The organism is Niastella sp., assembly GCF_045805085.1.
In the GTDB taxonomy this organism is placed as follows: domain Bacteria; phylum Bacteroidota; class Bacteroidia; order Chitinophagales; family Chitinophagaceae; genus Niastella.
On record NZ_JBJMLX010000294.1, the window covers coordinates 1 to 6,867 of the forward strand.

Here is a 6,867-nt window from a genome sequence, read left to right on the forward strand (position 1 = left end):
CCCGCCAACTGATAGGCTAAGTCACGATGCACCAGCTTCCCATTGAATAAGATTACCGGAAACCGCTCCGCATCGAAGAACAGATCTGATCTCAAATGTTCATCCCGCTGCGCATTATTCGTATCAATAGTTTTTACGTTTATGCTAAAACGTACCTCAGCCTGGTCAAACACCTCTCCATCGCTCACCATTTCTCCGCTAAAATCATTAAATACCCCATTTACATGAGCGATCCCAAGGTGTTTTACCTTAAACCCGATCTGCGAATGCCCGGCATCTATCTGCCATGTTCCTGTAGCCATAATGTAATTTTTATCAAAATTACCATGCGGCTTCCGGCCAATTTTTACCCTATGGTAAATAATCACCTGGTCGTTCTTATCCTGCTCAGGGATTGCTGGGTAATCCCCAGATACTTTGCCAGATCTCCCAGGCTGATCCGCTGCAGGATCTGATTATTCTCTGCTATAAACTGGTTATACCGCTCTGTTGCATTATCTTCCAACATCTCACTTATTCGCCTCATCATTCTCGTAGTAGCCACCGATACCAATTTCCTGAAGAATGTCTCCATACTATGATAGCGCTTGCAAAGATCCTCCATGGTGTCTACATGTATCAGCGTAACAGTGGTTTGCTCCAGCGCTACCAGAGCGTACCGGGATGGCTGTCGATTGAGAAAGCTATCAAAGATCGAAAACACCCTGCCTTCTGAAAAAAAGCGCATAATGAATTCCTTATCCTCTCTGCTAAAAAATGACTTAGCCAGCCCTTCGTTTATGAAATACAGGTATTTACAGGTATTGCCTGCCTGTAATAAATAGTCCCCTTTGTCAAATGTTCTGGTAATAGTACTTTGAAGCAGTATAGCTAACACCTCTTCTTCCAGGGGAGAAAATTCCATGAAGTATTGATTCAGATCGGCCATAGGGAAAGGTAATAAAAGGTTGTTATTCCAATAAGTGAGTTGTTTGCTTTAAAGGTAGCGTATTCAGGGCAGTTCCTCACAGGCAAAAGGGTAGCGTAATGGTACTGGAATGGTAGCATAATGGTATCGGAATGGCCTGGGTATTGAGGCAATCCCAAGGCAATCTCAAGACACCTCCGATAGTAGTGCAAAATGCTTTTTGTACCAGTCAGCCAACGGAGTGTTCAATGAAGAGGAATAGCGAGGGGATTTATGAAAGAGACCGTCCTGTCCCGCACGAGCTGAGACAGGAGCGGCCTCTTTTTATAATGGATTATTGTCAGTACGATACCAGCGTGGTAATGCTCGATGCCGGCAGGTTAATACCAAAGCTGTTATTGGAAACGGCAAAGCTGCTTGCAGCCAGGTTCGATGAACTGGTAGTTACATACCGGTTGAAATTATTTACAGTAACCGCGCTAACAGTGAATGGCTGATAGGTGATGGCCGAATTTGTATTGATGGCCACGATCACTATTTGGTTTCCACTCTTATATGCGGTGGTGTAAACGCCCGAGGTTGGATTGGCAGTGCAGGAAATTTTGCTATAGCCTGGGCGGATATACCGGGCAAAGTGCGTCATAACATAGCCCAGTTTAGTAATGTTGCTGCTTTCATCTATAGGGCCATATGAGCGACGAATATACCACCACACATAGGCAGCCCATCCTGCATTCATACAATCATGTATTTCTTTGGCTGCCGTCATGGCATTGTTCCAGTCATTGCCGCTGATCGACGAATTGGTATAGTGTTCGGTCATCCAAACCGATTTGCCAATGCTTCCCAGATTATAGGGCGTTTTTCCATAAATATGGCCGCATACAAACGACGTTTTTGACGCCGCGGTTGTATTACCCAGGTAGGTGTTAATGAAGGTTTGATCCATGTTGAACGGCTCGGGAGCTATAATAGGTGCACCACAATTACTGCCTTGTTGTGCAACAAAATTGGCTATTTCCGTGGCGGTGCCATGCATCCAGCCTGAGGCCAGATAGTTGGGTTCATTCCACGGGCTGATGGCATAAACGCCACCCACGGCCGTATTATATGATCTCAGGTGCGCTGCGTAATCCGCGTAGGAAGTTGTTTTCAGGTACAGGTTGCTCATCATGGAGGCAGGGGCATTCCAGGCGGTTGCCACTACCCGGGCGCCGAGCCCTTTGGCCGCATCGATGGTAGCCTTTTCAGCGGCAAACTGGCTGCTGTTATCCGGTACCATTACCCGCAATATACTCATGCCAATGCCACTACTCGTAGAAAATGCTTTTGTACGTTGATCGCTCGTTAGATCGCCGATCCAGATGGGAATACTGGCGCCGCCAAATCCCTGAATGGTTTGCTGAACCGTGCTGGCGTTCACCGCGGCTGTGGCTTCTTCCCGGGGCGCACCACCGGAAGTAGTATCGTTTTCTCCGGGTGTATTCTTTTTGGAACAACCTACTAACAATACAATAATGGCAAGAATGTTCGTTAGATCTTTTTTCATAGACAAGCTAAATTTTAATAGTTAATAATTATTGGTAAAAACAGATAAACAGATCTCCTTTCACCTGTTTACGATAGAACAGGCAAATCAGTTTTTCTGGTTGCAGCGCGGCAACCGGCTATAAAGGGGGAATGGGCATTAACAGGGCACCCGGTCATACCAAATAAGGAAGGGAAGAGGGTTAAAACAGGCAGCAGGCAGATCACAAACAATGATAGAAAGCCTGAAACTAAGTTAATGATAAGTTTGTGAAGATGCAACCGATTGCATTGAAAGCATAAAATAATTTGTCACATGAGGAACCTCTTTTATGAATGACAAGCTGGGAAACAGCTATTGTAATTGCTAAAGTTGTATTTTTATCTGAATATGGAAAGTCAGAAGGAAATCACCATTTATGATATTGCGAAAAAGGTAAAACTGTCTGCCTCAACAGTTAGCCGGGCTTTGCAGGATCATCCGGCCATCAACAAAAAGACGAAGAAAAAAATATTTGATGTGGCCGAACAGATGGGGTATCGCTCAAATTTGTTTGCCCGCAACCTCCGGCAACAAAAGACTATGACCATTGGTGTTATGGTGCATGAATTGAACAGCGGTTTTATGACCTCCCTGCTATCCGGGGTTGAAAAAGTGGCTAATGAAGCAGGTTATGGAGTAGTTATTACCGATTCATCGGATGATGTTGAAAAAGAGGCGGCAAACGCCCGTAATCTCTTTAACCGGCGCGTTGATGGAGTGATAACATGGCTTTCTTCCAATTCCAAAGATCTTGATCACTTTACTGTTTTTGTTGATAAATCCATTCCCATAGTGTTGGTCGACAGCCTGCACCAACATGCCGGCATCACTTCCATTGTTATCGACAATAGAATGTGCGGTTATATGGCCGCAAAGCACCTGATAGAGCAGGGATGCCGCCGCATGGCGCATATTACTTCCAGCCTGAAAACACCGGTAAATGCGCTCCGGTATAAAGGATTTCGCGATGCACTCGCTGAAAATAAGATAGCTTTTAATGAACGTTTGGTGGTGGTTGCTCCCGTAACTGAGGAAGAGAGCATAGAAGCTGCCAGGAAAGTAATGCAGATGAAACCCATGCCGGATGGTGTATTTATCAACAATGATTTTGCTGCCGCTGTATGTATCCGCACGTTTTTGGAAAATAAGGTGAAAGTCCCTCAGGATCTAGCTGTGGTTGGCTTTAACAATGATACCATAGGTACTTTCATTAGACCTACGCTTACAACAATTAATTATCCCGGAAAGGAAATGGGCGCAGCTGCGGCCCGTACGTTGATCAATCAACTGAATGGAGTGGGCACCATTGAGCAGGCCAGCAACCTTACCATGCGTACCGAACTTATAGTGCGTCAGTCATCCATCAAAAAGCGGTAAGCTTCCTTTTTATTCCATTTGTATCAAATTTTCGTCCAATTGTCTTAAACTGCTGTATCTGGCCGTTGCGGCTACTTTTTCTTTAAGGTAAAAACCTATTTTAGAGGAAACAGTATTGCATGCCAGCAGGAAAACGTGTTACATCGAACGATGGGATCTGGAAGAATAAACTGTCCTCACTCAACGGGGAAAGGTCTCTCAGGGATTTTCCTTATAAAAGCCGCAAGGCGCCCGGTTTGAACCGGCCAATTAATACGCATTCCGGTGTTCAATCCGGCTATTTCAGAACAAAATTGGAAAAGAGTGCAACCAATACCATTGGGGTAGTGGTGCATACCTTGCAAAGTGACTTCATTAAGTCTGCATTGATCGGTATACAACAAGTGGTTTTTGGGGCAGGCTATGAAATGATGATCATGCATTCGCAGGAAAATATGGAAAAGGAAGTGGCCAATGTTCAATTGCTTTTCAATCATCAGGTAGATGGGTTACTGGCATCGCTTTCTTTTGGGACTACCAATTTGGAGCATTTTAAAGTATTTTCTAATGAAGGCAGACCGGTAGTTTTTTTTGACCGGGTAGATACAGGTAGTAATAACCACAACGTAGTTATAGACAATATTGGTACCGGGTATGCCGCTACGCAGCATTTAATTCAACAGGGCTGTAAACGTATAGCTATTATAACATCGTGCCTGGAAAGAAATGTATATAGAGACAGGTATACCGGCTTTCGTAATGCCCTGACCGATCATACTATTCCGTTTGCGGATGATCTGCTTATTGTGAAGGACATCACTGAACAGGCGGGGATGGATGCAGCCACGCAAATCATAGCCATGCAGGAAAAACCAGATGGGTTATTTGTTACTAATGATCTGGTGGCAGCTGCCTGTATGCGCACGCTGATGGAACATGGATTTCAGGTGCCGGATGATATTGCTATAGTCGGGTTTAATAACGATCCTATTTGCAGGTTGACCGTGCCTGCTATTACAACCATTAATTATTCCGGTATGGAAATGGGGCGGATGGCCGCCCGGCAATTGATCGATACTATTGCAAAAGGGGGGGAAACTTCTTTACTAACAGAAACCACTGTTATGGCCGCGGATCTGATTGTCAGAGGGTCTTCTTTAAAGACCCCATCCTTTAAATAGCATAAAATGATCTGTTACTAGTCTGTACGGAAAGGGGAGGCGGGTAGCCCTTCTTTATTGTATAAATTGGCGCCATCAGGATTATCTGCCCACGCATATCTTACATACAGCGGTGCAGGAACCCGATCACTCCATACAACTACTTTGTCACCTTCGATCTGTGCATTGGCCCAAACAAATTTCTTATCAACGCCTGCAATGGCAAACTGACTAAGCGGCTCACCGTCGATCGATATCAGTCCCGTGCCGGTATTATCAAAACGGAGGATGATCTTGTTGTTTTCAATGGTTGCAGAACGAAATAATGGCCCGGATGCTACAAGATCTTTCTCGTTGTAAGCCAGTTTCCAGGCAGCCAGTGCCAGCCGGTCGCCCACTACTTTTTTATTATCAGGGTGTATATCGTTCCATTCACCTGCATCGATGGCTACTGCCATAGCAGTATTCGGCACTGCCAGTGATTGTAATTGTGATTCCCTGAACGCCGCCCATTGGCTTTCTTCAGGGGAATAGCAAACATCCATAAAATTAGGAAGCTGCACAAACAGGAAGGGTAGTTCGCCCTGCTGCCATTGTTTTCGCCAGTCGGCGATCTGTGCCGGTTGTAATTTTGCATATTCTTCGGCACCGCCTGTATTCGATTCGCCCTGGTACCAGATAAATCCTTTTATTGGATAATTCACCAATGGAGCTATCATGGCATTAAACAGGGCTGTTGGCTGATTTTGTGCTGCAATGCCAAAGCTTCCCCAACGTGTAGCCGGCTCAAATACTTCGCCCACTTTATATTGCCAGTAACCTTTTAGGTCAACTGTATCATTGCCCGAAAAAAGATAATAAGGTTTGTCTGGCACAAAACCTCCTTTACCACTGTTATTGGTTACGCGAACTACAAATAGATTCTTCCCTGCTTTTAAAAGGTTGGCAGGGATATGGTAGCGTCGTTGAGGGTACATATAGGTTGTGTTGCCCGCCTGTTGCCCGTTCACATATAAAACATCTGCATCAACGATCCTTCCCAAAAAGATACGCGCGGTTTTTCCTGCCATTGATGCAGGTACATCCACTTCTTTCCGGTACCAAACCACCCCATTCAGCTCTTTTATGCCCTGGTCTTCCCAATAACCGGGTATGGCAATGTTATGCCAGCCTTTAGGCACATAGGCCGCATTATACCAGGGAAGCGGCCCTGTAAGTCCTTTGTCATGTACAGCGGCTGCAGCGTTGTTGTCCCGGTTTGCAAATGCGCTTCTGTTTAAGCTATTGAAATAAGCCGTGTCTTTGTTTTTTTGAATGGTTGTTTGGATAGATGGAAATCCCGCCAGCCCTTCTTCACTGGTCCATGCTTCTATGGGCGTGCCGCCCACACTTGCATTGATAATGCCAATGGGTATGTGGTATTTTTCATAGGTCTTTCTTGCAAAGAAATACGCAACGGCAGAAAATACTTTTACATCATCCGGGTTAGCCGATTTCCAGGAGCCGGTAGTTAAATCATCACGTCGCCCGTTCAGGTCGCTTTTATTTTCTACCCAAAACTGTCTGATTTGCGGATAATTGGCTGTTGCAATATCATTGGCGTAAGTAACACCATGTAATTCCATTTGATGCACCATGTTCGACTGTCCGGAACAAACCCATACATCACCGATCAATATATCTTTCAGGGTTATTTTGTTGCTGGCCGAAATGTTCATGGTAAATGGACCACCTGCTTTCATCGGAGGCAGTGAAATAAACCATTTGCCGTCGGCGCCGGCTTTTGTGGTAGCATGTTTACCATTAAAAACAATACTGACCTTTTCATTTTTTTCTGCCCATCCCCAGATGTTGATCTTTGTATCCCGTTGCAG

General features: G+C 45.1%; 6 protein-coding genes. 2 read left to right on the forward strand and 4 right to left on the reverse strand.

Going from position 1 to position 6,867, the window contains the following annotated elements:
* The 3 genes from ACJ751_RS15240 to ACJ751_RS15250 all read right to left on the reverse strand — a co-directional run.
* Positions 1–302 (reverse strand): YceI family protein (locus ACJ751_RS15240; RefSeq protein ID WP_407746362.1); only part of this gene is annotated, 302 nt, incomplete at its 3' end.
* 62 nt (positions 303–364) lie between these two features.
* A complete protein-coding gene (locus ACJ751_RS15245; RefSeq protein WP_407746363.1) occupies positions 365–928 on the reverse strand; it encodes a Crp/Fnr family transcriptional regulator in 564 nt (187 codons plus the stop codon).
* Between the two features lie 319 nt (positions 929–1,247).
* Positions 1,248–2,456, reverse strand: a complete 1,209-nt coding sequence (locus ACJ751_RS15250) for a hypothetical protein (RefSeq protein WP_407746364.1) — start codon at positions 2,454–2,456, stop codon at positions 1,248–1,250.
* Positions 2,457–2,825: 369 nt separating this feature from the next.
* Between ACJ751_RS15250 and ACJ751_RS15255 the strand changes: the two genes are divergently transcribed.
* Positions 2,826–3,854: a LacI family DNA-binding transcriptional regulator gene (locus ACJ751_RS15255; RefSeq protein WP_407746365.1), complete on the forward strand. Its 1,029-nt coding sequence runs from the start codon at positions 2,826–2,828 to the stop codon at positions 3,852–3,854.
* A gap of 119 nt (positions 3,855–3,973) precedes the next feature.
* A complete protein-coding gene (locus ACJ751_RS15260) occupies positions 3,974–5,014 on the forward strand; it encodes a LacI family DNA-binding transcriptional regulator (protein WP_407746366.1) in 1,041 nt (346 codons plus the stop codon).
* Between the two features lie 17 nt (positions 5,015–5,031).
* Here ACJ751_RS15260 and ACJ751_RS15265 read toward each other — a convergent pair.
* A partial coding sequence (locus ACJ751_RS15265) for a sialate O-acetylesterase (protein WP_407746367.1) occupies positions 5,032–6,867 on the reverse strand: 1,836 nt, incomplete at its 5' end.